The organism is Pseudomonas umsongensis (genome assembly GCF_002236105.1).
Classification (GTDB): Bacteria; Pseudomonadota; Gammaproteobacteria; order Pseudomonadales; family Pseudomonadaceae; genus Aquipseudomonas; species Aquipseudomonas umsongensis.
Map to the genome: position 1 here is coordinate 434,099 of NZ_NIWU01000003.1, position 24,683 is coordinate 458,781.

Below are 24,683 nucleotides of genomic sequence, written 5' to 3' on the forward strand. Positions count from 1 at the left end.
TAGCGCGTATTCAGGGTAATTGCGGGGCGGTCATGTCACAGGGATTCAGGCGCTGCGTTGCCACAACGAGTAGTAGACACGTCCGGACTTCTGCTCCCGGTGCAGGCGCCAGTTCTCAGGCAGGCCGAGGGTCGAGGGTGCGCTTTCGCTTTCGGTGTACACCCAGGCATCTTCGGCCAGCCACTGGCGCTCTTCTAGCAGCGTGCAAACGGCGGGCAGCAAGTTCTGGTTGAACGGCGGGTCAAGGAACACCAGGTCGTAGGCAATCGCTGGCTGGATTTCCAGATAACGCAGGGCATCGGCGGTCTGGACCTGGCCGGTGGTGCAACGCAGCGTGCCCAGGTGCTCCTTGAGGCTGGACACCGCAAGGCTGCTGGCATCCAGTGCCTGGCCCATGGCTGCGCCACGGGACAATGCTTCGAGAAACAGCGCGCCGCTGCCGGTGAACGGATCGAGCACCTTGGCGCCCGGGACGTAGGGTGCGAGCCAGTTGAACAGGGTTTCACGCACCCGGTCCGGCGTCGGGCGCAGGCCTGGAGCGTCGGGGAAGCTCAGTTTGCGGCTGCGCCATTCGCCGCCGATGATGCGCAGCTGGTTCACACCGTTATGCACGTTGTGGACAGGTTTTTTCGGGCGAGAAGTGGCCATTAATGCTCCGGAACCCCGAGCGGTTGCTCGGCGGGTTTATCAGTAGGGGCCGGCAACGGCTTTTGCGGCACGGTTGGGCCAGCGCTGACGATGACCAGCTTGTCCGTACTCAGGTGTTTGTTCATTGCTGTCTTGACCTGCTCGACGGTCAGGTTCTGCGACTGCTGCATGAAGTCTTCCAGATGACTGAGTGGCAAGCCATAGAAGCCAATCGCGCCCAACTGGCCGACGATATCGGCGTTGCTGGCGGTGGACAGCGGGAAGCTGCCAGCCAGTTCGCGCTTGGCGTCGTCGAGCTCTTTTTCGGTCGGGCCGGTCTTGAGGTAGTCGGCGAGTACATCCTGCACCAGTTTCAGGGTGCCTTCGCTCATTTCGGCGCGGGTCTGCAGGTTGATCATGAACGGGCCACGTGCCTGCATCGGGCTGAAACCTGAGTACACACCATACGCCAGGCCACGCTTTTCGCGCACTTCGCTCATCAGTCGAGTACCAAAACCGCCACCACCGAGGATCTGGTTGCCCATGGACAGTGCCGCGTAATCCGGATCGTCGCGGTCGATGCCCAGTTGCGCGAGCATCAGGTTGGTTTGCTTGGACGGGAACTCGATATGGCCGATGCTGGCCTTGGGTTCGGCGGGTTGCTCGATCTTCGGCAGGGCCGGACCTTTGGGCAGGGCGGCCGATACCTGCGCGGCAATGGCTTCGGCTTCGGCGCGGGACAGGTCGCCGACCAGCGCGATCACCACGTTGCCTGCGGCATAGGCTTTCTGGTGGAACGCGCGCAGTTGCGCAAGGGTGACGGCCGGAACGGTATGCGCCGTGCCATCGCTGGCGTGCGCGTAGGGGTGATTACCGTACAAACGGTTCATCAACTCGAGGCTGGCGAGTTTGCCGGGGTTCTGTTTCTGGTATTCGAAACCGGCGAGCATCTGGTTCTTGATGCGGGTAAACGAGTCGGCGGGGAAGGTCGGTTTGCCGACCACTTCGGCGAACAGCTTCAAGGCCGGTTCACGTTTGTCCGCGGCGCTGAGACTACGCAGCGAGGCAACCGCCATGTCTTTGTAGGCACCGTTACCGAAATCGGCCCCCAGGCCTTCGAAGCCCTGGGCAATGGCGCTGACATCCTTGCCAGCCACGCCTTCATTAAGCATGGCGTTGGTCAGTAGCGCCAGGCCCGGAGCGTCACCGTCCTGGCTGCTGCCGGCGGCAAAGATCAGGCGCATGTCGAACATCGGCAGCTCACGGGCTTCGACGAATAACACCTTGGCGCCTTCTGCAGTGTTCCAGGTCTGCACATCGAGCTTACGGTGGCTCGGGGCCTTGCCGTTGAGTTCGGTCAACGACTGCAGCTTCTGGCTGGCCTTGGCCTTGTCCAGCGCTTCGCTGGCATTGGACGGGTCGGTCTTGGAAAAATAGAACGCGGCCGACCCGATCAGGGCGACAGCGATCAAGCCAAGCAGGGCGAGGCGCGGTTTTTTAGGCTCACTCATGAGTCGTCTCCTCCGGCAGAACATGGGCGACGCTGAGACGTTCGCGGGTGAAATACAGCTTGGCGGCGTCCTGGATATCTTGCGGTGTCACGCTTTCCAGTTCGGCGAGTTCGGTGTCCATCAGTTTCCACGACAGGCCGACGGTTTCCAGCTGGCCGATGGCGGTGGCCTGGCTGGTGATCGAGTCGCGCTCGTAGACCAACCCGGCGATGACCTGCGCCCTTACGCGTTCCAGTTCTTCGGCGGTCGGCGCGGTGGTTTTCAGTTGTTCAAGCAGCTTCCACAAGCCGGCTTCGGCCTGGGCGATGGTCTTGTTCTTCTGGCTATTGGGCGTTGCCGACAGGGTAAACAGGCTGTCGCCGCGGGTGTAGGCGTCGTAACTCGACGAGCCGCCGGACACCAATTCTTCGCCACGCTCCAATTGAGTCGGAATGCGTCCGCTGTAGCCGCCGTCGAGCAGGGCCGAGATCAGCCGCAGGGCGTTGACCAGGCGCTTGTCGTCAGTGGTGGCGATGCTTGGCACGTTGAAGGCCAGCATCAGGCTGGGCAATTGGGTCTTCACATGCAGGGTGATCTTGCGTTCACCGGGCTCGGCCAGTTCCAGCGGAATCTTCGCCGACGGCACCTCACGCCGGGCGATCGGACCGAAGTAGCGCTGGGCCAGGGTCTTGACCTCGTCCGGCGTCACGTCGCCGACCACCACCAGCGTGGCGTTGTTGGGCACGTACCAGGATTGGTACCAATGACGCAGCTCTTCGACTTTCATGCGGTCCAGGTCTGCCATCCAGCCAATGGTCGGCGTGTGATAGCCGCTGGCCGGGTATGCCATGGCCTTGAAGCGCTCGTAAGCCTTGGACATGGGTTTGTCGTCTGTGCGCAGGCGTCGCTCTTCCTTGATGACTTCGATCTCGCGAGCGAACTCGTCGGGCGGCAGGCGCAGGCTGGCCATGCGATCGGCCTCCAGTTCGAAGGCTACGCCCAGGCGGTCGCGGGCCAGGACCTGGTAATAGGCCGTGAAATCGTCGCTGGTGAAGGCGTTTTCTTCGGCGCCGAGGTCGCGCAGGATCAGCGACGCTTCGCCAGGGCCGACTTTTTCGCTGCCCTTGAACATCATGTGTTCCAGGGCATGGGACAGGCCGGTCTGGCCGGGCGTCTCGTAGCTGGAGCCAACCTTGTACCAGACTTGGGAAACCACCACCGGGGCGCGATGGTCTTCGCGCACGACGACCTTCAAGCCGTTGTCGAGGGTGAATTCGTGGGTCGGTTGCGGGTCGGCCGCAAGGGCCGAAAGGGGCAGGCAAAGTGTGCTGAGCAGCAGGCCTGCAGCGCGGCGGGCTAGGGCATTCATTCGTTTTTAAACCTTTGGGGCTGCCCGCTTGTTCTTAGCTTCAGCGGGCGAGAGGGTGCTAGGATACTGATCCGTTTTACTGGCGGCCACGCCTATCAGGCCTTTACGTTTGATCAGGTTGTTTGGGTTTGCGGCAGTAAGCTGTGGTTTATCAACTAAACTCTGCTTTTTCGCCGATTTTCCGCCATCAGTCCTTAGTGAAATCGTTTTTGCAGGGTGCCTTTTGCACCTCGACAAAATGTTGCGCATGAACAAGCTGGGTCAATCGCAGTCTGTTCTGCATCGAATATTCATTTGCCGGGGCGCCCGTTGGCGCGTCGCTACCGTGAGATAGCCGTCCTCCATGTTTGGTTCCAACGACGACAAGAAGACCCCAGCTGCGGCTGGTGAAAAGAAAAGCCTGTTCGGATGGCTGCGCAAAAAGCCGCAGGAACCCGTCGTCGAACAGCCACAACCACTACCTGAGCCAACGCCCGCGCCGGTAATAAACGCCGAACCTGCGCCGGTTGTGTCGCCGATCGCCGAGCCGGTGCTGCAACCGCTTGTCGAAACAGCGACTGAAGTCGTCGCCGAATTGCCGCTGACCCCGGTCACCGAGCCCTGGTTGACCTTGCCAGTGGCGGAAGAGCCGGTGGCGCTGGTCGAAGATGACTTGGCGCCGCACGTGACACCACCGATTCCGGCGCAGGCGGTTTCTGCGCCTGAGCCGGTTCAGGCACCCGTGGTCGAGCCGGTCGTTGCGCCCGTCGTCGAGGCTGCACCGCCACCCGCGGTCGCTGCATTTGTCCCGCCGGTTGCACCGATTGTCCAGGCGCCAGAGCCTGCACCTGCACCTGTTATTGCTCCTGTTGTCGCTGCCCCTATCGAAGTTCCAGTCGAGCCGGTACGCACCGAAGAAACCAAAGCCGGTTTCTTCGCCCGCCTCAAGCAAGGCCTGTCCAAGACCAGTGCCAGCATCGGCGAAGGCATGGCCAGCCTGTTCCTGGGCAGGAAAGCCATCGATGACGAACTGCTCGATGACCTCGAAACCCGCCTGCTGACCGCCGACGTTGGTGTCGAGGCTACGTCAGTGATCATCCAGCGCCTGACCCAGAAGGTCGCGCGCAAGGAACTGGCCGATGCCGATGCGCTGTACAAATCCCTGCAAGCCGAGCTGGCGGCCATGCTCAAGCCCGTCGAGCAACCGCTGAAAATCACCTCGCAGAACAAGCCTTTCGTGATCCTGGTGGTGGGCGTCAACGGCGCCGGTAAGACCACCACGATCGGCAAGCTGGCGAAGAAACTGCAGCTGGAGGGCAAGAAAGTCATGCTGGCCGCCGGCGACACCTTCCGCGCTGCCGCGGTCGAGCAATTGCAGGTATGGGGCGAGCGCAACAAGATTCCAGTCATCGCCCAGCACACCGGGGCCGATTCGGCTTCGGTGATCTTCGACGCCGTCCAGGCCGCCAAGGCCCGTGGCATCGATGTGCTGATCGCCGACACCGCCGGTCGCCTGCACACCAAAGACAACCTGATGGAAGAGCTGAAAAAGGTTCGCCGGGTGATCGGCAAGCTCGATGCCGACGCGCCGCACGAGGTGTTGCTGGTGCTCGATGCCGGCACGGGGCAGAACGCCATCAACCAGGCCAAGCAATTCAACCAGACCGTCGAACTGACCGGCCTGGCGCTGACCAAGCTCGACGGGACCGCCAAGGGCGGGGTGATTTTCGCCCTGGCCAAGCAGTTTGGCCTGCCGATCCGCTACATCGGCGTCGGTGAGGGCATCGACGATTTGCGCACTTTTGAAGCTGAACCCTTTGTCCAGGCACTGTTTGCCGAACGGGAGCGTTCATGATTCGTTTCGAACAGGTCGGTAAACGCTACCCGAACGGTCACGTCGGCTTGCATGAGCTGAGCTTTCGAGTCCGTCGGGGCGAATTTTTGTTTGTAACGGGCCATTCCGGTGCCGGCAAGAGCACCTTGCTGCGACTGTTGCTGGCCATGGAGCGTCCGACCAGCGGCAAGCTGCTGCTGGCTGGGCAAGACCTGAGCACCATCAGCAACGCACAGATTCCATTCCTGCGTCGGCAGATCGGCGTGGTGTTCCAGAACCACCAACTGCTATTCGATCGCACGGTGTTCAATAACGTCGCGCTGCCGTTGCAGATCCTCGGTTTGTCCAAGGCCGAAATCGCCAAGCGCGTGGACTCGGCCCTGGAACGCGTGGCGCTGTCGGACAAGACCGACCTGTATCCCGGCGACTTGTCCACCGGTCAGCAACAGCGCGTCGGCATCGCCCGTGCGATCGTCCATCGCCCGGCCCTGCTGCTGGCGGACGAACCGACCGGCAACCTCGACCCGCGTCTGGCGGCGGAAATCATGGGTGTGTTCGAAGACATCAACCGCCTGGGCACCAGCGTGCTGATCGCCAGCCACGACCTGGCCCTGATTGCGCGCATGCGCCATCGCATGCTGACGCTGCAACGCGGCCGATTGATCGGCGATGGGGAGGCCGGCGAATGAGCGCTACTCGCAGTCCAAAGGTTTCCGAGCGCGTGGCCCCCAAGGCCGCCGACCCGCAACCGCAGAAGAAAAAACACGACGACGATGATGGTCCGGATTTCGCCACGCTGTTGCGCGCCTGGATCGAAAGTCATCGCGCCAGCCTGCTCGACAGCTTGCGTCGCCTGGGCAAGCAGCCCATCGGCAGCTTTTTCACCTGCATGGTGATGGCGGTTGCCTTGAGTTTGCCCATGGGCCTGTCACTTTTGCTAAGTAACGTTGAGCGCCTTGGTGGTTCCTGGCAACGCGCGGCGCAGATCTCCCTGTACCTGCAACTCGAGGCCAGCGCGACGGATGGCGAGGCGCTGCGCGAACAGATCAAGGGTATCCCTGGGGTGGCCGATGCCGAATACGTTGGTCGGGACCAGGCGCTGGAAGAGTTCCAGCAGCAGTCGGGACTGGGCGAGGCGCTCAAGGAACTGCCGGAAAACCCGCTGCCTGGCGTGGTGTTGGTAACGCCGACCGAGGTCGACAAGCCAGCTCTTGAAGCATTAAGACAAAAACTTTCCGAACTGCCGAAGGTACAACAGGCGCAGCTTGATCTAGTCTGGGTCGAGCGTCTGGCAGCCATCCTCAAGCTGGGCGACCGATTTGTCTTCGGTCTGACCGTGCTTCTGGTTTCTGCATTACTTTTGGTGATAGGCAATACCATTCGTCTTCATATTGAAAACCGCCGCACAGAGATAGAAGTGATTAAACTCGTAGGCGGCACTGACAGCTATGTGCGCAGACCCTTTCTATACATGGGAGCGCTGTATGGTTTCGGTGCGGGGATTCTTTCCTGGGGCGTATTGGCGTTTGGCCTGAACTGGCTGAACGATGCGGTAGTCGGCTTGGCCGGGTTGTACGGCAGTGATTTCGCACTGGCCGGCGTACCGGTTGCCGACGGTCTGTCTCTCTTGCTTGGCGCGGTGCTGTTGGGTTATATCGGTGCATGGATTGCAGTCGCACGTCATCTCAGGGAGCTGGCGCCGAAGTAGAATCTTTTTTGCGCGTATTGACCTTGCAGTTTTTAAGGGAACTTGTCTTTCGGTTTCCGGTCAATTTTCGCAGTGCCAATGGCACGAGTATGTAAGTGGGAGGTTTTTTCGTATGACCAATTCTTTGCAGCCTGCATATGCTCTGGTCCCGGGTGCGAACCTGGAGGCCTATGTGCACACCGTCAACAGCATTCCATTGCTGACGCCGGAGCAGGAGCGTGAACTGGCCGAGAGTCTCTATTATGAGCAGGATCTTGAGGCGGCTCGGCAGATGGTGCTCGCCCACCTGCGTTTTGTCGTACATATCGCCCGTAGCTATTCCGGCTACGGCCTGGCCCAGGCTGACCTGATCCAGGAAGGTAACGTCGGCCTGATGAAGGCCGTGAAGCGCTTCAACCCGGAAATGGGCGTGCGCCTGGTGTCCTTTGCCGTGCACTGGATCAAGGCGGAGATCCACGAATTCATCCTGCGTAACTGGCGAATCGTGAAAGTCGCGACCACCAAGGCCCAGCGCAAGCTGTTCTTCAACCTGCGCAGCCAGAAAAAACGCCTGGCGTGGCTGAACAACGAGGAAGTCCACCGTGTGGCGGAAAGCCTCGGGGTGGAGCCGCGGGAAGTGCGCGAGATGGAAAGTCGCCTGACCGGTCACGACATGGCCTTCGACCCGGCGGCCGAAGCCGATGACGACAGTGCCTTCCAGTCACCGGCCAACTATCTGGAAGACCACCGGTACGACCCGGCCCGTCAGCTGGAAGATGCCGACTGGAGCGACAATTCCAACCACAACCTGCACGAAGCGCTGGAAGTGCTGGACGACCGCAGCCGCGACATCCTCTACCAGCGCTGGCTGGCAGAAGAAAAGTCCACGCTGCACGACCTGGCACAGAAGTACAACGTGTCGGCCGAGCGTATTCGCCAGCTCGAGAAGAGCGCGATGAACAAGCTCAAACTGTCCATCGCCGCGTAACCCGCGCGAAAGGCAATAAAAAACGCCCCGGTCATTGATCGGGGCGTTTTTGTTGGTGCTGCCAATGAATCTACCGCACTGCCAAACCAATGTGGGAGCGAGCCTGCTCGCGAAAGCGTCAAGTCAGCCAGCACAAATTTGAATGATCAATCGCTTTCGCGAGCAGGCTCGCTCCCACAGTGGGGGGGCATCAGTGTCCGGAAAAATCGTGATCGTCTATTGTTCCCAAGGTGCCCGACGCGAATCATTGAGCCCCACCAGGTAGCTGTCTCCACCCAACTGACTCATCTGCCGCCGAATCCAGCCCGCACGCCGTGCCACGTAAGCGGTTGGATGGCTGGCACTCCATACTCGCGGATTCGGTAATACGGCCGCCAGCAAGCTCGATTGCTGGCGACTGAGACCTTTTGCGCTGGTGCCAAAGTGGTGTCTGGCCGCCGCCTCTGCCCCAAACACCCCGTCATCCCACTCGACGCTGTTGAGGTACACCTCAAGAATCCGCTGCTTGGGCCAGAACACTTCGATCAACCCGGTAAACCAGGCTTCCAGGCCTTTGCGCAGCCAACTGCGGCCGGACCACAGGAACAGGTTTTTCGACACCTGCTGGCTCAGGGTGCTGGCACCCCGGATGGTGCCGCCGAGCTCGTTGTGGGCCAGTGCTTTCTGGATCGCGCCGAAGTCAAAGCCCCAATGCTCGGGAAATTTCTGGTCCTCACCGGCAATCACCGCGACTTTAAGGTCGTCGGAGATTTCATCCCAAGGTTTCCAGGTACGTTGCAGGTCGATGGGCTCGCCATCGAACCAGGATTCGATCTTGCGCTCGACCATCAGCATTGTCCCGGGCGGCGGCACCACGCGGAAAATCAGCACCAACACTACACTGGCACCCATGAACCAGAGCACGGCCTTGGCGAAACGACGGAAATAGATACGCAGCATAGAGATGGCTTGGCCGAACCCGTTGAGCGGGCCATTATACAGACCCTGTGGATCGAGACTGACTGGAGTTCTTCATGCTGCGTGGCTTTTTGATGCTGGCCGCTTTTTTCGGCTTCACCGGTGTCGGTCTCGGGGCGTTTGCCGCGCACGGCCTGAAAAACCGCCTGAGCGCCGAATACCTGGCAATTTTCCATACCGGCGTCACCTATCAACTGGTGCACACCCTGGCATTGCTGGGCGTGGCGTTGCTGGCTACGCAGATTCCGGGTCGCCTCGTTACCTGGGCCGGCGCATCCTTTGCCATCGGTATTGTGCTGTTCTCCGGCAGCCTGTACGTGCTGACGCTGACGGGAGTCAGCAAGCTGGGCATCATCACCCCGTTCGGTGGCCTGGCGTTCCTGATCGGCTGGCTTTGCCTGGGCCTTGCCGCCTGGCGCTTGCCGTTGACCGCTTGACGCTTGTTGCTGACCTTTAGGTCATGATCGGGCTAGAATGCCAGCCCCAAAAAATGATGGCGGCATTCGACATGCGCATTCAGTTGAACGGCGAATCCTTTGAACTGCCCGACGGTGAAACCGTTGCGGCCCTGCTGACCCGTCTGGACCTGACCGGACGCCGGGTGGCGGTCGAACTCAATCTGGATATCGTCCCGCGCAGCCAGCATGCCGATACCACGCTCAACGACGGTGACAATGTCGAAGTCGTGCACGCCATCGGCGGCGGCTAGTCGCCCGGCCTGCAAGGGCACAGAATTCTGCAAGACCCTCACCCTTAAAGAGGATTCCCCATGAGCATCGTTCGCAGCGACAAGCCTTTTGTTCTGGCCGGTCGTACTTACCAGTCGCGTTTGCTGGTGGGTACCGGCAAGTACCGTGACATGGAAGAAACCCGTCAGGCCATCGAGGCCTCGGGTGCCGAGATCGTCACCTTCGCCGTGCGCCGCACCAACCTGGGCCAGATTGAAGGCGAGCCGAACCTGCTCGAAGTGCTGTCGCCGGATCGCTATACCTTCCTGCCAAACACCGCCGGTTGCTACGATGCCATCGAAGCCGTGCGCACCTGCCGTCTGGCCCGTGAGCTGCTCGACGGCCACAATCTGGTCAAGCTGGAAGTGCTGGCCGACCAGAAAACCCTGTTCCCCAACGTGATCGAAACCCTCAAGGCCGCCGAAACGCTGGTCAAGGAAGGCTTCGACGTGATGGTCTACACCAGCGACGACCCGATCATCGCCCGTCAACTGGCGGAAATCGGCTGCATCGCGGTGATGCCGCTGGCCGGCCTGATCGGTTCTGGCCTGGGGATCTGCAACCCGTACAACCTGCAGATCATCCTCGAAGAAGCAAAAATCCCGGTGCTGGTGGATGCCGGTGTCGGTACCGCTTCCGACGCCACTATCGCCATGGAACTGGGCTGCGATGCGGTGCTGATGAACTCGGCCATCGCTCACGCCCAGCAGCCGATCATGATGGCCGAAGCCATGAAACACGCGATCGTCGCAGGCCGCCTGGCCTACCTCGCCGGCCGCATGCCGAAAAAACTCTATGCCAGCGCCTCTTCGCCGCTGGATGGTCTGATCAAGTAAGAGCCTTTGATGACTGAATCGAACGACACGCCAATCCAGACGGAAGAAGGCGACGAGCGCCAACACCGCCGCATCAAGAGTTTCGTGATGCGCGCCGGGCGCATGACCGAAGGCCAGCAACGTGGCCTGGACCAGGGTGCGCCGCTGTTCGTGCTGCCCCTGGCCGACGCGCCGGTGGACTTCGACCAGGTGTTCGGTCGCTCGGCACCGCGTTCGCTGGAGATCGGCTTCGGCATGGGACATTCGCTGCTGGAAATGGCCGCGGCTTCGCCGGAGCAGGATTTCATCGGCGTCGAGGTTCACCGTCCAGGTGTTGGCGCGCTGCTCAATGGCGTATTGACCCAGGGTTTGACCAACCTGCGGGTCTACGATTGCGATGCCATCGAAGTGCTCAACCGCTGCGTGGCCGATAACAGCCTTGATCGCCTGATGCTGTTTTTCCCGGACCCATGGCACAAGAGCCGTCACCACAAGCGTCGTATCGTCCAGGCGTCCTTCGCCGAACTGGTGCGTAGCAAGTTGAAGGTCGGCGGTATCCTGCACATGGCCACCGACTGGGAACCGTACGCCGAGTACATGCTGGAAGTGATGAACGTCGCACCGGGTTACCGCAACCTCGCCGAAGACGGCAAGTGCGTGCCACGCCCGGCCGAGCGCCCGATCACCAAGTTCGAACGCCGTGGCGAACGTCTTGGGCATGGCGTGTGGGATCTGAAGTTCGAAAAGCAGTCCTGATCGACTGAGTCTGTACTGATCGTTCCCACGCTCTGCGTGGGAATGCAGCCTGGGACGCTCTGCGTCCCCTCTAAAGCCGAACGCGGAGCGTCCGTTGAGGCATTCCCACGCAGAGCGTGGGAACGATCAATGACCAGGGAGTCAGCGGCGGTCGGCGACTACGCCGATAAGCACCAGCACCACCAGCAACACCGGCGCCAGGCTGTAATTGTTGAATTGGCTCAAGCCCTTGACGATCCACGGCGTGGCGTAGATCAGCGCCGCACCGCTACCCACCATGCACAGCAACGACATCAGTGGTACGCGCAAGGCGCCGGCGATGCTGCCCAGGCGTTGCTCGACCCAGCCTTTGAAATCCGCACCGAACAGCACCAGCAGGCAACCTACCAGGGCGAGGGCGATTTCCGAGAGATTGCTGCGGCTCCAGCGAGACGCGGTGGCGAGCAGGTCGAGTACCAAATCCATTCGATTTCCTTATGTCAGAAATTTCTGCAGCAAGTCGTTGAGGAAGAGTTGTCCGCGCTCGGTAGCCGCCAGACGTGACGGTTCGACCTGCAACAGGCCGCTTTGTTCGGCTTCGCGACGGCTTTCGGTGAGGCTTTCCAGGGTCATTCCAGTGCGTTCCGGATAAAGCCGCGCCTCGACACCTGCGGTCAGGCGCAGGGCGTTCATCAGGAACTCAAACGGCATTTCTTCATTGCTCAACGCTTTTTCGCCAGCCTGGAAGCGCTTTTTCGGGTTCAGGTAGTCCTTCGGCAGGCGGGTCTTCCAGGTGCGGATAATGCGTCCGTCCGGATGGCTGAGCTTGCCGTGGGCACCGGCACCTATGCCGATGAAGTCGCCAAAGCTCCAGTAATTGAGGTTATGCCGCGCCGGGCGACCCGGCTGGGCATAAGCCGAGACTTCATACTGCGCGTAACCGTGTTCAGCCAACAGCGCCTGCCCGGCTTCCTGGATATCCCATAGGGTGTCGTCTTCCGGCAGCGTTGGGGGCTGGTTCCAGAATACGGTGTTCGGCTCCAGCGTCAGCTGATACCAGGAGAGGTGGGTCGGCTTCAGGGCGATGGCTTGGCGCAAGTCGCTCAGGGCGTCTTCCAGCGATTGATCGGGCAAGCCATGCATCAAGTCAAGGTTGAAGTTATCGAACCCCGCTTGACGAGCCATGCCGGCGGCGCGTACGGCCTCATCACCGTTGTGGATACGACCCAAGGCATTGAGTTTTTCTTGCTGGAAACTCTGGATGCCAATCGACAGGCGATTGATGCCCAGCGCTCGGTAGGCGATGAACTTCTCTTGTTCGAAGGTCCCCGGATTGGCTTCCAGAGTGATCTCGATGTCGCTGGCAAAGGCAATGCGTTGCTCCACGCCTTTGAGCAGGCGACCTAAGGCCTGGGCACTGAACAGGCTGGGCGTGCCGCCACCGAAAAAGATCGAGCTCAGCTCACGGCCGTAGACAGCGTGCAGGTCCTGATCGAGGTCAGCCAGTAATGCGTCGACATACTCTTCTTCCGGGAGCACGGGGCTGGCGGTGTGGGAGTTGAAGTCGCAATAAGGGCATTTACGTACGCACCACGGGATGTGGATGTACAGCGCCAAGGGCGGCAGCACAGGCAGGGCGGCCCGAGGCGATTGCGCGGCGCCGCCGAAGATCAACGACGACGCGGAGGATTCACGGGTCATTTCAAGCCCAGTCGCTGGCGCAGCAGATCCATTGCACGGGCGCGGTGGCTGATCTGGTTCTTGTCGCCCGGACTGAGCTCGGCGCTGGAGCAATCACGCTCCGGCACCCAGAACAACGGGTCGTAGCCGAAACCGTGTTCGCCGCTGGCCTGGGTCAGGATGCGTCCGTGCCACAGGCCTTCGCAGAGAATCGGCAGCGGATCGTCGGCATGCCGCACCAGCGCAAGCACGCAGACGAACTGGGCGCCACGTTCAGCTTCAGGCACGTCTTTCAACACATCGAGCAGCTTGGCGTTGTTCGCCGCATCGCCCTTGCCATCGGCATAACGCGCCGAGTAGATGCCTGGCGCACCGCCAAGGAAATCCACCGCCAGCCCGGAATCGTCCGCCAGGGCCGGCAGGCCGGAAATGCGCGCGGCATTGCGGGCCTTGAGGATGGCGTTCTCGACGAACGACAGACCGGTTTCTTCAGGCTCCACGCTGCTGAACTCGCCGATCGAGCGCAGTTGCACCGATTCGCCGAGCATGGCCTGGAGTTCCTTGAGTTTGCCGGCGTTATGGCTGGCCAATACGAGTTGCGTGAAGTTGATCATTCGCCGGGGAAGAGCTCTTGGTTGAAATTGATGGTGTTGATTTTGTCACCGGTCTGCACCTTGATCTCGAAGGTGCGGGTTTCCTGCTGCGGGACCGGGTATTGGGCGATGTAGTAGATCGCGCCTTGCTCGGTAATCTGCTTGAAGTTCAGTGGCACGCTTTGGCTGGTCAGGTCCTTGACCGTGCCGCTGACTTGAGCCATCTGCGGCTTGCCGTCCTTGAGCACGGAAACGTTGATCACGCCCTGGTTCTTGCTACGGGTTAGCTCCGCGGCCTTGGCGATGTCCGGCGTCAGGAACGTGGAGTTGAAGGTGTTGTAGTGCACTGTCACGTCGCCGAATTTTTCCTGGCGATCACCTTTGATCGCATCGGCGGCCATGGCCGTGAAGCTCAGGCAAGCAGTAAGAAGAAGCAGCGCTAGACGACCCATGATCGTTCTCCTCGAAATGTGGTGATTCAGACTGCAACCTTGTGGTCTGCAAGCCCCGGGCTGCTGACGCGGTATATACCGATCTCACCTAACAGATTAGGCCAAAGCTTACTGGCCCACCCGTGCCGATGCTGTTGATCCACTGCCAGCCGATCAATGACCTTGGCTTCACGTTCGAGACACAAGGCTTCAAAGTCGGCGAAGGTGCAGAAGTGGATGTTCGGCGTGTTGTACCAGGTGTAGGGCAGGAACTCGGAAACCGGCATCCGGCCCTTGCTCGCCAAGTACCAGCGGCAGCGCCAGTGACCAAAATTCGGGAACGTGATGATGCACTGGCGACCGACGCGCAGCATTTCGTCGAGGATCTTGTCCGGGTAGTGCACCGCTTGCAGCGCCTGGGTCATGACCACGATGTCGAAGCTGTTGCTGGCGAAGTTGCCCAGGCCCTTGTCCAGGTCCTGCTCGATGACGTTGATGCCCTTGGCCACGCACTCGGCAATATTGTCCGCGTCGTTTTCCAGGCCATAGCCGGTGACCTGTTTGTTGTCGCGCAGCCAGGTCAGCAGTTCGCCGTTGCCGCAACCGAGGTCGAGCACGCGGCTGCCCGCGGGGATCCATTCCTGGATGATTTCCAGATCAGCTCTCATGGCTATCTCACAACGTAATGCGGTTCATGTAATTGCCGAACGCCTGCAAGTAGCGCGGAATCGGAATCAGGAAGGCGTCGTGGCCTTGCGGCGCGTCGATTTCCAGGTAGCAGACGTCCTTGCGTGCGGCCATCAGTGCGTCCACCAGTTCCCGCGAACGGGCAGGGGAGAAACGCCAGTCGGTGGTGAACGACATCACGCAGAACTTGGCGGTGGCGTTGGCGAAGGTTTTCGCCAGGTCATCGTCGAAGTTGGCCGCCGGATCGAAGTAGTCCAGGGCCTTGGTCATCAACAGGTAAGTGTTGGCGTCGAAACGCCCGGAAAACTCCTCACCCTGATAGCGCAGGTAGCTTTCCACCTGGAACTCGACGCTGTGGAAATCGTAGTTGAGCTTCTCGCTTTTCAGGCCGCGCCCGAATTTCTCGCCCATGGAGTCGTCGGACAGGTAGGTGATGTGCCCAACCATGCGCGCCAGCATCAGCCCGCGCTTGGGGATCACGCCTCGTTCCTGGAACGAACCGCCGTGGAACTCCGGATCGGTGAGGATTGCCTGGCGTGCTACTTCGTTGAAGGCGATATTTTGCGCCGACAGCTTGGGTGCCGAGGCGATGGCCAGGCAGTGGCGGATGCGATCAGGGTAGGTGATGCTCCATTGCATCGCCTGCATGCCGCCGAGGCTGCCGCCGATCACAGCGGCGAATTGCGCGATGCCCAGCCGGTCCGCCAGGCGTGCCTGGCTGTGCACCCAATCTTCAACGGTTAGCACCGGGAAATCGGCACCGAACGGCTTGCCTGTCTCCGGGTTGATGCTGCTCGGGCCGGTGGAGCCATTGCAGCCGCCGAGGTTGTTCAGGCTGACCACGAAGAACTTGTTGGTGTCGATGGGCTTGCCGGGGCCGATGCAGCTGTCCCACCAACCGGGTTTACGGTCGTCGGGGCTGTGATAGCCGGCGGCATGGTGGTGGCCGGACAAGGCGTGGCAAATCAGCACGGCGTTGCTCGCCGTGGCGTTCAGGGTGCCGTAGGTCTCGTAGACCAGGTCATAGGCCGCGAGCGAACGGCCGCAGGCCAACGCCAGGGGTTCGCTGAAGTGCGCCACTTGCGGCGTCACCAGACCAACAGAATCGGGGGGAAAGGCAGCTGGCATCGACCCTGCTCTCGTTGAAATGAGGCGTAAGTCTAAAGACCGCTGCCCATAGCAGCAAGCGGCTAGCCGAGATGATCGTTCCCACGCTCTGCGTGGGAATGCAGCCCGTGACGCTCCGCGTCACATCCAGAGCCGGACGCGGAGCGTCCGTTGAGGCATTCCCACGCAGAGCGTGGGAACGATCACCGTCGTGCAGCAGGATCAGATCAGGCCAAACAGTTCTTTTGGCATCAGCGCGTAGTAAGCCAGGCGCGGAATCAGCCAGCTCTGCAGCAACTGCAGTGCGATGAAGGCGAAGATCGGCGAGATGTCGAGGCCGCCCAGGTTCGGAATGATCCGGCGGAACGGCGCGAGCACCGGTTCAGTGATCTGCTGGACCAGTTCTGCGCCTGGATTGTGGCTTCCCGGAGCGACCCAGGACAGAATCACGCTGATGATCATTGCCCAGAACAGGATCTTCAAAAACAGCGCGAAGATGCCGATCAGCGCCCAGGGGGCCAGGAACAGTACATCGACCGAGTAACCACTGAGCAGCAGGATGACCGCGAACAGCACCATTTGCACGATCAGGGCCAGCACCAGCGAGGACATGTCCAGCCCGAACATGCTCGGGATAACCCGGCGCAGCGGCTTTAGCAGGGGTTGCGTGGCCTTGACGGCGAATTGGCAGAGCGGGTTGTAGAAGTTCGCCCGCACCAATTGCAGGATGAAACGCAGCAACACGATCAAAAGATACAGGCTGCCCAAGGTCTGGATCACAAAAATGGCAGCGTCATTGAGTCCGAGCATTGTTGATTCCTTATTAAGTGCTGATTAGCGACCGAGTTGCTCAGCCATCTCGGCCGAACGATGCGCGGCGGCGCCCAGGGCTTTTTCGACCAGTGCTTCGAAGCCATTGGCCTGGAACGATTTGATCGCGGCTTCGGTCGTGCCGGCAGGCGAAGTGACGCGGCGACGCAGCTCGGCGGCGTCTACGTCGCTGGACACCGCCATGTGGGCGGCGCCCAAGGCGGTTTGCAGGGTCAGTTGCGCGGCGATGTCTGCCGGCAGGCCGAGTTTCACGCCGGCGGCGGTCATGGCTTCGATCAGCAGGAAAAAGTACGCAGGGCCCGAGCCGGAAACGGCGGTGACCGCATCCAGCTGTTGTTCCTCGTCCAGCCACAGGGCAACACCAACCGCCGATAGCAGCTCTTGAGCTTGCTGGCGCTGTTCGGCGGTCACCTGATTGGTGGCGAACAGGCCGCTCACGCCCTGACGCAGCAGCGCCGGCGTGTTGGGCATGCAGCGCACGATCGGCTGGGCGCCGAGCCAGTTGTTCATGCTGGCGCAGGTGATGCCGGCGGCAATCGATACCACCAGTTGCCCGGGTTTCAGGCTTGGGCGAAGGGCTTCACAAACAGCCTTCATCGCCTGGGGCTTGACCGCCAGCACGACCACATCGGCGCCCTCGATGGCCTGGGCATTGTCGGCGAATACTTCGATGCCGTGTTCGGCGCTCACGCGGGCTCGGGTTTCTTCTCCCGGATCGCTGGCGCGGATCTGCGCCGCTTCCAGGCCTTTGGCCCGCAGGCCGCCGATCAGGCTGGCGGCCATGTTGCCGGCACCGATAAAGGCAATACGTGTCTTGCTCATGTCAGGTCCTTATGAAAGGGGGTCAAGGTTGACCGTAATCTCTGGCGCCAAACAGGGCCGTACCAACACGGACCCAAGTGGCACCTTGGGCGATAGCTGACTCAAGGTCGTGGCTCATCCCCATGGAAAGTGTGTCGAGTGGCAAGTTCAGGCTGGCCTGCAAGCTTTGCACGGCAGCAAAAGCGGCATCCTGGGCAGCACGATCTTCGGTCGGTTCGGGAATTGCCATCAGCCCGCGCAACTTCAGGCGCGGCAAGGCGCTGATGGCATTGGCCAAGGCCGGCAGGTCCTCCGGTGTGCAGCCGGACTTGCTGGCTTCACCGCTGACGTTGACCTGGATGCAGATGTTCAAGGGCGGCAGATCGGCGGGGCGTTGTTCGGACAGGCGTTGCGCAATTTTCAGGCGATCCACGGAATGCACCCAGGCGAAGTGCTCGGCGATTGCGCGAGTCTTGTTCGATTGAATGGGGCCGATGAAGTGCCAGATCAAGGGCAGGTCGGTCAGTTCCGCCTGCTTGCCCAATGCCTCCTGCAGGTAGTTCTCGCCAAAATCGCGCAGGCCCGCGGCATAGGCTTCACGCAGCGCCTGGGCGGGTTTGGTCTTGCTGACGGCCAGCAACTGGACGCTGTTTTCATCGCGGTGGGCGGCGAGGGCGGCGGCACGAATACGTGAACCAACCCGTTCAATGTTGTCTGCTATCGTGGACATTCAAGAGGCGCCAGCGGTCTGAGGTTGGCGGCATTCTACTGGAATTGAGGGGTGCTATGGATATCACTGAGTTGCTGGCGTTCAGCGCCAAACAAGGCGCATCCGACCTGCATTTGTCAGCAGGCCTGCCGCCAATGATCCGTGTCGATGGCGATGTGCGGCGCATCAACTTGCCGGCCCTGGAGCACAAGGAGGTGCAGGCACTGATCTACGACATCATGAACGACACCCAGCGGGTGGCCTTTGAGAAGCACTTGGAAACCGACTTTTCCTTTGAGGTGCCCGGCGTCGCGCGATTCCGGGTCAATGCCTTCAATCAGAGTCGAGGCGCTGGAGCGGTTTTCCGCACGATCCCGTCCAGGGTCCAGAGTATGGAAGAGCTGGGCATGGGCGAGGTGTTCCGCAAGATGACCGACGCGCCGCGTGGCCTGGTCCTGGTGACAGGCCCGACGGGGTCCGGCAAGTCCACCACCTTGGCAGCGATGATCGATTATCTGAACAACCACCGCCATCACCACATCCTCACTATCGAAGACCCTATCGAGTTCGTTCACGAATCGCGCAAATGCCTGATCAATCAGCGTGAAGTTCATCGTGATACCCGCAGTTTCGCCACCGCCTTGCGTTCGGCCCTGCGCGAAGACCCGGACGTGATCCTGGTGGGGGAAATGCGTGACCTGGAAACCATCCGCCTGGCATTGACCGCTGCCGAGACTGGCCATTTGGTGTTCGGCACGCTGCACACGACCTCGGCGGCGAAAACCATCGACCGGATCATCGACGTGTTCCCCGGGGACGAGAAGTCGATAGTGCGTTCGATGCTTTCCGAGTCATTGCTGGCGGTGGTGTCCCAGACCCTGGTCAAGAAGGTCGGGGGAGGGCGGGTCGCAGCCCACGAGATCATGCTCGGGACATCGGCAATCCGTAACCTGATCCGTGAAGACAAGGTGGCACAGATGTATTCGTCGATTCAGGCGGGCGGGTCGCTGGGGATGCAGACGCTGGATATGGGCCTGAGGGACCTGGTGACCAAGGGCTTGGTCAGTCGCGAGCAGGCGCGGGAGAAGGCGCGGTCGCCGGATAATTTCTGATGGCGTTTAAAGCAAAAGATCGCAGCCTGCGGCAGCTCCTACAGGGAAACGCGAGTCCCTGTGTAGGAGCTGCCGCAGGCTGCGATCTTTTGATCTTGCTTCAGGTTAGCGCTGAACAACCTGCAACGCTTTCTGGTCTTTCGGCAGAACCCGCTTGGCCACGACGTAGTGTTTTTCCCAGTACGGTTTCTTCAGGGTGTCGATGCTCACCGACTTGCCACGGCGTGGCGCGTGGATGAAGCGGTCGTTGCCCAAATAGATGGCAACGTGATTGACTCGACGACTCTTGATGTTGAAGAAAATCAGGTCGCCGGGCTTCAAGTCGTTGCGATCGACTTTCTCGCCGTGGCCGCTGGCCATGGCATTGGAGGTGCGTGGCAGGTCAAACGTGGCGTCGTTGAACGCGTATTTCACCAGGCCGCTGCAGTCGAAGCCTTTGCTCGGGCTGCTGCCGCCCCAACGGTACGGTGTACCCAGGACGTTAACGGCGCGGCTCAGCACGTTGCTGCTTTCCCGGGTCGCCATTGGCGGCACCAGGCTGCTCTTGCTGGCCAGCTGTGGAGCTAGCTTTACCGATTTCTTGCTTTTGCTCGAAGGAGCAGCCGCATGGGATTTTGGGGTGTAACCATTAACGTTCGGAAGACGTTGCTCACGATTGGTGGCGTGGGCGGCCAGTGGCAATAATAGGCAAATGGTTAGCCATGTCTTGAAAAATGGACGCATTAGGCAGGGCTCGTATGTGTTAGCGCGCAACTTTATAACAGCTTTTTTTGGCATTCTGAGGCCGTTGGTCGATTCCATCGGGGTCTAACGGAACCAAATAAGCGGTAAATTGACGCGATTGTCCGACAGAAGTCAGGTGCTATAAGGGTTTGGCGAGAGTGACGGTAGCATTTGCCATACGTCGGCTGCTCGTAAAAAAGTCACAAAGATTTAAAGAATATTTATCTATCGCGTGAATCGAGGTCATCCATGAACACCTATCAACCCCCCGTCCCGCATCAGGACACGCACAGCAAGGTGATTGGTTACCTGCTGTGGATTTTTGGATTTACCGGTGCCCATCGCTTTTATTACGGCAAGCCGGTGACCGGGACGATCTGGTTCTTCACCTTCGGTTTGCTGGGGATTGGCTGGTTGATCGACCTGTTCCTGATTCCGACCATGGACCGTGAAGCAGACCTGCGATTTACTGCTGGACCGATTGAATACAACGTGGCGTGGATTCTGCTGACGTTTCTTGGGGTGTTCGGCGTGCACCGGATGTATCAGGGGAAGTGGATCAGCGGGTTGCTGTACCTGGTGACGGGTGGGTTGTTCTTTCTGGGGGTGTTGTATGACTTCTGGACGCTGAATGACCAGGTGTCCATTCGCAACGCGCAGAACAGAGGCGCCTTCCAGTAAGTCTTCGCGAGCAGGCTCGCTCCCACAGGATTGATGCGGTCCTTGTGGGAGCGAGCCTGCTCGCGAATGCAGGCGACGCGGTTTTAAGCCTGGTGGCTGATCCGGCCATCCACCAGGGTGTAGCGCACCACACCCGGGAGGCTGTGGCCAATGAATGGGCAGTTCTCGCCTTTGGACAGCCAGGTCTCCCCGGCCACGGTCGAAGCCGCCGGGTCGAACAGCACGATGTCCGCCGCGCCCCCTACCGCCAGCTTGCCCGCTGGCAGGCGCAAGGCCTCCGCAGGGCCGGCACTGAGTCGCGCCAGCAGCGTCGGCAGGTCGAGCAAGCCGTCTTCCACCAGTGTCATCGCCAGCGGCAGCAGCAGTTCAACACTGCTGATGCCGGGCTCGGTAGCCCCGAACGGTGCCAGTTTGGCGTCCCGTTCGTGGGGTTGGTGATGGCTGGAAATGGCCGAGACCACGCCGGACTTCACGGCTGCGCGCAAACCCTCACGGTCGGCGCGGGTGCGCAGCGGCGGCTGCACGTGATAGAGGCTGCTGAAATCGATCAGCGCTTCGTCGGTCAGTATCAACTGGTACAGGGCGACATCCGCCGTGACCTTCAGGCCGCGTTGCTGGGCTTGGGCGATCAGCGCTACACCACGTGCGCTGGTCAGCTGGCTGAAATGCGCACGCACGCCCGTCTGTTCGACCAGCAGCAAGTCCCTGGCCAGGGCCACGGTTTCAGCGGTTTCCGGAATGCCCGGCAGGCCGAGGAAGCTCGCGGTCGGTCCTTCATGAGCCAGGCCGCCTTCCGCCAGGTCGTGGTCCTGGGAGTTGAAGATCACCGTGAGATCGAAGGTGGCCGCGTAATCCAGTGCCCGGCACAGGGTGCGGGTGTTGCGGAAGCTCTCCAGGCCGTTGCCGAAGGCCACGCAGCCGGCATCGCGCAAGGCAACCAGCTCTGCAAGCTGTTCGCCGTCCAGGCCTTTGCTCAGTGCGCCGATCGGGAACACTTTAGCGTTACCGGCTTCGCGGGCGCGGTCGAGGATCAGCTCGGCCACGGCCGAGGTGTCCAGCACCGGTTTGGTCTTTGGCGGGCAGCACAGGCTGGTCACGCCACCGGCAGCGGCGGCGCGGGTTTCGCTGGTAATCGAACCTTTGCGGCTGTAGCCCGGTTCACGCAGGGCGACATTGAGGTCGACCAGGCCAGGGGCGGCCACCAGGCCTTTGGCATCGAGGGTGTCGACAGCGACAAAACCGGCTGGGGCGGCGCCAATGGCGACGATCTTGCAGGCTTCAATGTGGATATCGGTGACTTGATCCAGGCCGCTGGCCGGATCGATGACGCGGGCCCCGAGAATGCTGAGCTTCACTGAACGTTCTCCTGCTCGAATTGGCGTTGCGCAGTCTGACCGCTCATGGCCATGGACAGGACGGCCATGCGAATCGCGATGCCGTAGGTCACTTGGTTGAGGATCACCGAGTGTGGACCGTCGGCTACCGCCGATTCGATTTCCACCCCTCTGTTGATCGGCCCCGGGTGCATGACGATGGCATCGGGTTTGGCGCCAGCCAGGCGCGCGGTGGTCAGGCCGAACAGGCGGTAGAACTCGCCCTCGCTCGGCAGTAGGCCGCCGGTCATACGCTCACGCTGCAGGCGCAGCATGATCACCACGTCGACGTCTTTGAGGCCTTCGGTCATGTCGGTGTAGACCTTCACGCCGTATTGCTCGATGCCGATCGGCAGCAGGGTCTTCGGCGCAATCACGCGGATGTCCGGGCAACCCAGGGTTTTCAGGGCCAGCATGTTCGAGCGTGCAACCCGCGAGTGCAGGATGTCGCCGACGATGGCCACCGAAAGGTTTTCGAAGCCGCCCTTGTGCCGGCGGATGGTGAGCATGTCGAGCATGCCCTGGGTCGGGTGAGCGTGACGGCCGTCGCCGCCGTTGATGATCGCCACCTGTGGGCAAACATGTTCGGCGATGAAGTGTGCAGCGCCGGAATCACCGTGGCGCACGACGAACATGTCGGCGGCCATGGCCTCCAGGTTGCGCAGCGTGTCGAGCAGGGTTTCGCCCTTGCTTGCCGACGATGTCGACACGTTCAGGGTGATCACGTCCGCCGACAGCCGTTGCGCCGCCAGTTCGAAGGTGGTGCGGGTGCGGGTGGAGTTTTCGAAGAATACGTTGCACACGGTCTTGCCGCGCAGCAACGGGACTTTCTTCACTGCCCGTGCGCCAACTTCGAGGAACGAGTCGGCGGTGTCGAGGATTTCCGTCAGCAGCTCGCGGCGCAAACCGTCGAGCGAGAGGAAGTGGCGCAGCTGGCCCTGATCATTGAGCTGCAGCGGGCGCTTGGTATCTAGAGGCGTCATCGCGAGGGGGACTCTCAATAGGGCGAATTAAAGGGCGAGGTCTTGCAGTTCGAGCTTGAGTTCCGGCCCCGACAGTTTCACCCGCTCGTGGGCTGCCAGGGACAAGGTCGCGCCCAGTACGTTGGGGCGGATCGGCAGTTCACCGGCATCCAGGTCCAGCAGGCATACCAGGGTCACGCTGGCCGGGCGGCCGTAGTCAAACAGTTCGTTCAGGGCGGCGCGGATGGTCCGCCCGCTCATCAACACGTCGTCGATCAGCACCAGGTGTTGGCCTTCGATCTCAAACGGCAGGGCCGACGGCCGCACTTGCGGGTGCAGGCCGTTCTGGCTGAAGTCGTCGCGGTAGAAGGACACGTCCAGTGTGCCAAGCGGTTCGGCGCTGCCCAGCTCCTTGAGCAGGGCCTGGGCAACCCACACGCCACCGGTACGAATGCCGATGTAGCGCGGTTCGCTGATGCCACGGTGTTCCAGGTGTGCCTTGAGATCAGTCGCCATCTGGCTGATCAGTTCGGCGGGATTGGGCAGGCTCATGGTTGCTCCTTCTTGGGCCCGAGCCGGATCGTTGCGGGAGGTGGCTCGGGTTGTAGCTAAAAGAGACGGGTGACGGCTCTTCAGGATTAGGATTGGAACAATGCGCTGTTCTCGTCGAGCCAGCCTTGCAGCAGCAGGGCGGCGGCGATGGCATCCACCGGGTTATCGCGGTAGCTGCCTTTCTGTCCGCCCCGGGCCAGGCGTTCGCCCTTGGCTTCGAAGGTGGTCAGGCGTTCATCGTGGGTATAGAAGGGCAGGTTGAAGCGACCGTTCAGGCGTCGGGCGAATTTTTCCGCGCGGGCGCACATGTCGCTGGGTGTGCCGTCCATGTTCAGCGGCAGGCCGACCACCACGGCGTCGGGTTTCCACTCCTTGATCAGCGCTTCTACCTGATCCCAGTCGGGAATACCGTTTTGTGCCTTCAAGGTGCACAGCTCGCGGGCCTGGCCGGTAATGACCTGGCCAACCGCAACGCCGATCTGCTTGGTGCCGTAGTCGAATCCCAGAATCAACCGCAGGGCCATCAGGCGTGCCCCGCCTGGCTGGTGAGCAGGCTGAGATTGACGCCCAGGTGCTTGGCTGCCGCTTCCAGGCGCAGTTCGCTGCTGGTGTTGAACAGGATGTCGGCGTCGTACGGGCAAGTCAGCCAGGCGTTCTGGGCCAGTTCGGCCTCCAGTTGCCCGGCTTCCCATCCGGCATAACCCAGCGTGATAACGCTTTTCGCCGGGCCGACGCCATCGGCAATGGCGAACAGCACGTCCTGGGAGGTGGACAGGGACAGCTCGCCTTCCAGATCAACGGTCGCTTGAAAACTCTGGCCCTTGGGGTGCAGGACAAAACCACGATCGGTCTGTACCGGACCGCCGATGAAGATCGGCACGTGCTGGCAGAGCGCGGGCGGCTCGATGTCCGGACGCAATTGCTCGAGGATATCGGCCAGGTTGAGGTCCTGCGGACGGTTGACCACCAGCCCCATGGCACCATTGGCCGTGTGCTCGACGATGTAGGTCAAGGTGTGCGCAAAGTTCGGGTCGACCATGTGAGGCATGGCGATCAGGAAGTGATGCTTGAGGTAGCTGGGGCTGACGTTTTTCATGAACGCTAGTGTGGCGTTGGAGGGACGAACTGACAAGCTGGGGATGCAAATCTGACACGATTCCCTGTAGGAGCGAGCATGCTCGCGAAAAACCTGAAAACCCCTCGGGGTATCAGGTTTCCCGCGTTATCGTTGA

Annotated in this window: 29 protein-coding genes; 10 read left to right on the plus strand and 19 right to left on the minus strand. The window is 61.0% G+C overall.

What is annotated here, in order from left to right; all coding sequences use genetic code 11:
- Positions 1 to 45: 45 nt before the first annotated feature.
- From rsmD to PSUM_RS18645, 3 genes are read right to left on the minus strand one after another with little or no spacing between them, the layout of a single operon-like run.
- Positions 46 to 648, minus strand: coding sequence for a 16S rRNA (guanine(966)-N(2))-methyltransferase RsmD (rsmD, locus tag PSUM_RS18635; protein ID WP_083349858.1), 603 nt, complete (start codon positions 646 to 648; stop codon positions 46 to 48).
- Positions 648 to 2,138 carry a M16 family metallopeptidase gene (locus PSUM_RS18640; RefSeq protein WP_020797358.1) on the minus strand — a complete coding sequence of 497 codons (1,491 nt, stop codon included), beginning with the start codon at positions 2,136 to 2,138 and terminating at the stop codon, positions 648 to 650. The genes rsmD and PSUM_RS18640 overlap by 1 nt, the downstream gene beginning before the upstream one ends.
- A complete protein-coding gene (locus PSUM_RS18645; protein WP_020797359.1) occupies positions 2,131 to 3,486 on the minus strand; it encodes a M16 family metallopeptidase in 1,356 nt (451 codons plus the stop codon). The genes PSUM_RS18640 and PSUM_RS18645 overlap by 8 nt, the downstream gene beginning before the upstream one ends.
- A gap of 343 nt (positions 3,487 to 3,829) precedes the next feature.
- Here PSUM_RS18645 and ftsY point away from each other — a divergent pair, with 343 nt between their 5' ends.
- From ftsY to rpoH, 4 genes are all read left to right on the plus strand, one after another.
- Positions 3,830 to 5,320: a signal recognition particle-docking protein FtsY gene (gene ftsY, locus PSUM_RS18650; protein ID WP_033043039.1), complete on the plus strand. Its 1,491-nt coding sequence runs from the start codon at positions 3,830 to 3,832 to the stop codon at positions 5,318 to 5,320.
- Positions 5,317 to 5,988 (plus strand): cell division ATP-binding protein FtsE, encoded by a 672-nt coding sequence (gene ftsE, locus PSUM_RS18655; RefSeq protein WP_008065082.1) that lies wholly within the window; start codon positions 5,317 to 5,319, stop codon positions 5,986 to 5,988. The genes ftsY and ftsE overlap by 4 nt, the downstream gene beginning before the upstream one ends.
- On the plus strand, positions 5,985 to 7,007 hold the full coding sequence (gene ftsX, locus PSUM_RS18660; RefSeq protein ID WP_020797361.1) for a permease-like cell division protein FtsX: 1,023 nt from the start codon (positions 5,985 to 5,987) through the stop codon (positions 7,005 to 7,007). Before ftsE ends, ftsX begins: the two co-directional genes overlap by 4 nt.
- A 112-nt stretch (positions 7,008 to 7,119) precedes the next feature.
- Entirely contained in the window at positions 7,120 to 7,974 is an 855-nt protein-coding gene (gene rpoH, locus PSUM_RS18665) for an RNA polymerase sigma factor RpoH (RefSeq protein ID WP_008065085.1), read from the plus strand.
- A 216-nt stretch (positions 7,975 to 8,190) separates the two neighbouring features.
- Here rpoH and mtgA read toward each other — a convergent pair whose 3' ends face one another.
- Positions 8,191 to 8,913, minus strand: a complete 723-nt coding sequence (mtgA, locus tag PSUM_RS18670) for a monofunctional biosynthetic peptidoglycan transglycosylase (RefSeq protein ID WP_033043036.1) — start codon at positions 8,911 to 8,913, stop codon at positions 8,191 to 8,193.
- Between the two features lie 74 nt (positions 8,914 to 8,987).
- On the opposite strand from mtgA, the gene PSUM_RS18675 reads away from it, so the two are divergent.
- The 4 genes from PSUM_RS18675 to trmB all read left to right on the plus strand — a co-directional run bounded on the left by PSUM_RS18675 (position 8,988) and on the right by trmB (position 11,230).
- Positions 8,988 to 9,368, plus strand: a complete 381-nt coding sequence (locus PSUM_RS18675) for a DUF423 domain-containing protein (RefSeq protein WP_020797364.1) — start codon at positions 8,988 to 8,990, stop codon at positions 9,366 to 9,368.
- 71 nt (positions 9,369 to 9,439) lie between these two features.
- Entirely contained in the window at positions 9,440 to 9,640 is a 201-nt protein-coding gene (thiS, locus tag PSUM_RS18680; protein WP_007953386.1) for a sulfur carrier protein ThiS, read from the plus strand.
- A gap of 60 nt (positions 9,641 to 9,700) precedes the next feature.
- Positions 9,701 to 10,495 carry a thiazole synthase gene (locus PSUM_RS18685; protein ID WP_020797366.1) on the plus strand — a complete coding sequence of 265 codons (795 nt, stop codon included), beginning with the start codon at positions 9,701 to 9,703 and terminating at the stop codon, positions 10,493 to 10,495.
- Between the two features lie 9 nt (positions 10,496 to 10,504).
- Positions 10,505 to 11,230 carry a tRNA (guanosine(46)-N7)-methyltransferase TrmB gene (gene trmB, locus PSUM_RS18690; RefSeq protein WP_083349857.1) on the plus strand — a complete coding sequence of 242 codons (726 nt, stop codon included), beginning with the start codon at positions 10,505 to 10,507 and terminating at the stop codon, positions 11,228 to 11,230.
- Between the two features lie 141 nt (positions 11,231 to 11,371).
- On the opposite strand, the gene PSUM_RS18695 is transcribed toward trmB, so the two are convergent.
- From PSUM_RS18695 to PSUM_RS18735, 9 genes are all read right to left on the minus strand, one after another.
- Entirely contained in the window at positions 11,372 to 11,695 is a 324-nt protein-coding gene (locus tag PSUM_RS18695) for a DUF3392 domain-containing protein (RefSeq protein ID WP_020797368.1), read from the minus strand.
- A gap of 9 nt (positions 11,696 to 11,704) precedes the next feature.
- Complete coding sequence (gene hemW, locus PSUM_RS18700) at positions 11,705 to 12,910, minus strand: radical SAM family heme chaperone HemW (protein WP_033043030.1); 1,206 nt, start codon at positions 12,908 to 12,910, stop codon at positions 11,705 to 11,707.
- Positions 12,907 to 13,503 (minus strand): RdgB/HAM1 family non-canonical purine NTP pyrophosphatase, encoded by a 597-nt coding sequence (gene rdgB, locus PSUM_RS18705; RefSeq protein WP_033043028.1) that lies wholly within the window; start codon positions 13,501 to 13,503, stop codon positions 12,907 to 12,909. The genes hemW and rdgB overlap by 4 nt, the downstream gene beginning before the upstream one ends.
- Positions 13,500 to 13,934 carry a DUF4426 domain-containing protein gene (locus PSUM_RS18710; protein ID WP_033043027.1) on the minus strand — a complete coding sequence of 145 codons (435 nt, stop codon included), beginning with the start codon at positions 13,932 to 13,934 and terminating at the stop codon, positions 13,500 to 13,502. Before PSUM_RS18710 ends, rdgB begins: the two co-directional genes overlap by 4 nt.
- Before the next feature lie 26 nt (positions 13,935 to 13,960).
- Positions 13,961 to 14,581 carry a methionine biosynthesis protein MetW gene (gene metW / locus PSUM_RS18715; protein WP_008063505.1) on the minus strand — a complete coding sequence of 207 codons (621 nt, stop codon included), beginning with the start codon at positions 14,579 to 14,581 and terminating at the stop codon, positions 13,961 to 13,963.
- Positions 14,582 to 14,588: 7 nt separating this feature from the next.
- Positions 14,589 to 15,728, minus strand: coding sequence for a homoserine O-succinyltransferase MetX (gene metX / locus PSUM_RS18720; RefSeq protein ID WP_020797372.1), 1,140 nt, complete (start codon positions 15,726 to 15,728; stop codon positions 14,589 to 14,591).
- A 201-nt stretch (positions 15,729 to 15,929) separates the two neighbouring features.
- On the minus strand, positions 15,930 to 16,517 hold the full coding sequence (locus PSUM_RS18725; protein WP_020797373.1) for a YggT family protein: 588 nt from the start codon (positions 16,515 to 16,517) through the stop codon (positions 15,930 to 15,932).
- Positions 16,518 to 16,541: 24 nt separating this feature from the next.
- Positions 16,542 to 17,360: a pyrroline-5-carboxylate reductase gene (gene proC, locus PSUM_RS18730; RefSeq protein WP_020797374.1), complete on the minus strand. Its 819-nt coding sequence runs from the start codon at positions 17,358 to 17,360 to the stop codon at positions 16,542 to 16,544.
- Between the two features lie 22 nt (positions 17,361 to 17,382).
- Positions 17,383 to 18,069, minus strand: a complete 687-nt coding sequence (locus PSUM_RS18735) for a YggS family pyridoxal phosphate-dependent enzyme (RefSeq protein ID WP_020797375.1) — start codon at positions 18,067 to 18,069, stop codon at positions 17,383 to 17,385.
- 56 nt (positions 18,070 to 18,125) lie between these two features.
- Here PSUM_RS18735 and PSUM_RS18740 point away from each other — a divergent pair, with 56 nt between their 5' ends.
- Complete coding sequence (locus PSUM_RS18740; RefSeq protein WP_083349856.1) at positions 18,126 to 19,160, plus strand: type IV pilus twitching motility protein PilT; 1,035 nt, start codon at positions 18,126 to 18,128, stop codon at positions 19,158 to 19,160.
- A 105-nt stretch (positions 19,161 to 19,265) separates the two neighbouring features.
- Here the strand turns inward: PSUM_RS18740 and PSUM_RS18745 are convergent, their stop codons facing one another.
- On the minus strand, positions 19,266 to 19,883 hold the full coding sequence (locus PSUM_RS18745; protein WP_020797377.1) for a C40 family peptidase: 618 nt from the start codon (positions 19,881 to 19,883) through the stop codon (positions 19,266 to 19,268).
- Positions 19,884 to 20,132: 249 nt separating this feature from the next.
- On the opposite strand from PSUM_RS18745, the gene PSUM_RS18750 reads away from it, so the two are divergent.
- The gene (locus tag PSUM_RS18750) at positions 20,133 to 20,564 is read left to right on the plus strand and encodes an NINE protein (RefSeq protein ID WP_033045275.1); all 432 of its coding nucleotides are present in this window, start codon (positions 20,133 to 20,135) and stop codon (positions 20,562 to 20,564) included.
- A gap of 83 nt (positions 20,565 to 20,647) precedes the next feature.
- On the opposite strand, the gene PSUM_RS18755 is transcribed toward PSUM_RS18750, so the two are convergent.
- The 5 genes from PSUM_RS18755 to PSUM_RS18775 form a co-directional block, all read right to left on the minus strand.
- Entirely contained in the window at positions 20,648 to 21,919 is a 1,272-nt protein-coding gene (locus PSUM_RS18755; RefSeq protein ID WP_020797379.1) for a dihydroorotase, read from the minus strand.
- Positions 21,916 to 22,920, minus strand: coding sequence for an aspartate carbamoyltransferase catalytic subunit (locus PSUM_RS18760; protein WP_020797380.1), 1,005 nt, complete (start codon positions 22,918 to 22,920; stop codon positions 21,916 to 21,918). Before PSUM_RS18760 ends, PSUM_RS18755 begins: the two co-directional genes overlap by 4 nt.
- Positions 22,921 to 22,947: 27 nt before the next feature.
- The gene (pyrR, locus tag PSUM_RS18765) at positions 22,948 to 23,451 is read right to left on the minus strand and encodes a bifunctional pyr operon transcriptional regulator/uracil phosphoribosyltransferase PyrR (RefSeq protein ID WP_020797381.1); all 504 of its coding nucleotides are present in this window, start codon (positions 23,449 to 23,451) and stop codon (positions 22,948 to 22,950) included.
- A gap of 86 nt (positions 23,452 to 23,537) precedes the next feature.
- On the minus strand, positions 23,538 to 23,975 hold the full coding sequence (gene ruvX / locus PSUM_RS18770) for a Holliday junction resolvase RuvX (protein WP_020797382.1): 438 nt from the start codon (positions 23,973 to 23,975) through the stop codon (positions 23,538 to 23,540).
- Positions 23,975 to 24,547 (minus strand): YqgE/AlgH family protein, encoded by a 573-nt coding sequence (locus PSUM_RS18775; RefSeq protein ID WP_008063482.1) that lies wholly within the window; start codon positions 24,545 to 24,547, stop codon positions 23,975 to 23,977. The genes ruvX and PSUM_RS18775 overlap by 1 nt, the downstream gene beginning before the upstream one ends.
- Positions 24,548 to 24,683: the final 136 nt, after the last annotated feature.